The 2,790-nt window shown below is 66.5% G+C and carries 1 protein-coding gene; it reads right to left on the reverse strand.

Annotated features, from left to right (window positions below; all coding sequences use genetic code 11):
* Positions 1 to 2,790, reverse strand: a 2,790-nt coding sequence (locus HNO86_RS30030) for a condensation domain-containing protein (RefSeq protein ID WP_175380559.1), incomplete at both ends; no start/stop codon positions are given.

Below are 2,790 nucleotides of genomic sequence, written 5' to 3' on the forward strand. Positions count from 1 at the left end.
CTTTGGGTTGGCCGGTGGAACCGGAGGTGTAGAGCACGTAGGCCAGATCACCCGCCTCGACGTTCAACGGTTCGCCCGCTGGCGCCTGTGGCAAGGTATCGAGGGTCCAGGCAGTGTGCCCGACCGGCAGACGCGACAGCCACTGCGCTTGGGTCAAGGTGATACGAGCGTCGGCATCCCCAATCAGAAACGCCAGACGCGCCGCCGGCAGTTCAGGATCCAGCGGCAACCAGGCCGCACCGGCATGCACGATGCCAAGCAGGGCGACGACCATTTCCACCGAACGCTCCATGCACACCGGCACGATGCTGTCGCGACCGATGCCTTGAGCGCGCAGGGCACGGGCCAGTTGTTGCGCACGCTGATCCAGCTCGGCATAGCTCAGGCGCTGGCCTTCGAACACCAGGGCCGGAGCATTCGGTGTCAGCGCCGCCTGCTGGCTCAAAGCCGTATGCAGATTGGTCGGGCCAGGATACAGACGCTCGGTGGCGTTCCAGCGATCCAGTTGCTGCTGATCCTGCTGCTGCGGGAACAGCTCCACCAGCGAGCGCTCGGGGGCAGCCACCAGCGCGTCGAGCAGGGCGCACCATTGCTCGCTCCAGCGCTGCATCGTGTGCTGGTCAAACAGCGCCGACTGGTATTCGAGGGCGAGGATCATGTCGCTGCCGTCGTCCTGGACTTCCCAGCTCTGTTCGAACTTGGCGTCGATGGCCGGCAATGTCTGCTCGTCGATGCTCAGGCCCGGCCACTGGCGGCTGTCCATGCGCCCGTGGTTGAGGGAGAACAGCACCTGGAACAGTGGCGTGCGGTTCAGATCACGGCGCTGGGCCACGGCACCCACCAGGGTGGCGAAGGGCAGGTCGGCGTGGGCCTGTGCCGCGCGCAGATCGGCTTCCAGGCTGGCCAGCAATTGCGTTGCCGGGGCCTGCTGGTCGATCTCGCTACGGATCACCAGGGTGTTCACCAGACACGCCAGCAACGCCTGTGTTTGTGGCTGCTCGCGCTGGTCGGCCGGGGTGCCGAGACGAATCTCGCGCTGACCGCTGTAGCGGGCGAGCAGGGCGCTCAGGGCACTGGCCAGCACCACGTAAGACGTGGTGCCGCGTTGACGGGCGAACCGGCGAATGGCTTCGGCGCGCTCGGCACCGAGGCTGAGGGTCAGTTGGCCGGCGCGGCGATCTACTTCGGCACCGCGCGGGCGGTCCAGCGGGAGGTCGAGCTGGTAGTCGTCCTGGCCCAGGTGGTTTTTCCAGTAGTCCAGGCTGGCGCTGCGCCGGGCCTGGGTGTCCGGGTGTTGTTGCCACAGGGCGAAGTCGAGGTAGTCGATCTCAAGCTCGGGCCAGCCCGGCGCTTGTCCACGCAGGTTGGCGCTGTAGGCCTGGCTCAACTCGTCGATCAGCAACTGCATGGCCCAGCCGTCGGTGGCGCTGTGGTGCAGGCAGACCAGAAGGCGGCTTTCGTCGCTGTTTTGGCGTTGCAACAGGTGCGCGCGCCACGGGGCGGCGGTGGCCAGGTCGAACGGGGCCATCAAGGTGGTTTCGGCCCCCAGGCAGGCCCAGGTCCAGTCCTCCGCACTGACGGTGGTGATTACCAGCTCCGGCCCTTGATCGTCGATCAACAATTGCGCATCGCCTTCGATCTCGACGATGCGGCTGCGCAACACCAGATGACGCTGGCTGACCTGTTCAAACGCCTCGCTCAGGGCTTTGACGTCCAGTTCGCCGCGCAGGGTCAGGGCAAAGGGCATGTGGTATTCGCGGGACTCCGGCACCAGGCGGCCGAGCATCCAGAAGCGATGTTGCGCCAGACCCAGTGGCAGACGCTCCGGGCGCGCAGCCGCCGTGATCAGCTCACCCGGGGTTGCCGTCTTGAGGTGTCCGGCCAATGCCGCCACCGTCGGTTGCGCGAACACCAGCGCCAGCGGCAGCGAAGCGTTTAGACGCTCACGCACTCGCGCCACCAGACGGGTCGCCAGCAGGGAATGACCGCCGAGCTGGAAGAAGTGATCCTCGATGCCTACCGGGCCGCATTCGAGCAGTTCGCTGAACAGCTCGCAGAGCACGGTTTCGGTGGCATTGCGCGGTGCGACCTGTAGGCGGTCGACGCGGGTGTCCGGCAGCGCCGTGGCAGCCAGGGCCTTGCGGTCGAGCTTGCCGTTGCTGTTGAGCGGCAGGCTGTCCAGCTGCACCAGCAGGCTTGGCACCATGTGCGTCGGCAGGTTGTCGCCGAGGGCCGCGCGCAGGGCGGCTTCTTCGGCGTCACCGCACCAGAAGCTCACCAGACGCTGATCCAGCAGCAAGGTCGCGGCGTCGCGCACGCCGGCCTGATTCAGCAACTCGGCATCGATTTCACCCAGCTCGATACGCTGGCCGCGCAGTTTCACCTGATGGTCGAGGCGGCCGAGGTATTCGATATTGCCGTCGGCGAGAAAGCGGCAACGGTCGCCGGTGCGGTACAGGCGATCACCTTCAACGAACGGGCTGGCGAGGAAACGTTCCTCGGTCAGGTCCGGGCGTTTCAGGTAGCCACGGGCCACGCCGACACCGCCGATGTACAGCTCGCCGATGCTGCCGATTGGCAGTGGCTGCATGGCCGCGTCGAGGATGTACAGGCGCAGGTTGGCGATGGGTTTGCCGATCGGCACGATCAGGTCGTCCATCGAGCAACGCCACACCGAGACGTCGATGGCCGCTTCGGTCGGGCCGTACAGGTTGACCAGCGCCGCCGGGTGCTGGCCCATGAAACGCCGCACCAGATCCGCCGGCAGCGCTTCGCCGCTGGCGAACACCT

The sequence above is a fragment of the Pseudomonas sp. C1C7 genome (assembly GCF_013359595.1).
GTDB lineage: Bacteria > Pseudomonadota > Gammaproteobacteria > Pseudomonadales > Pseudomonadaceae > Aquipseudomonas.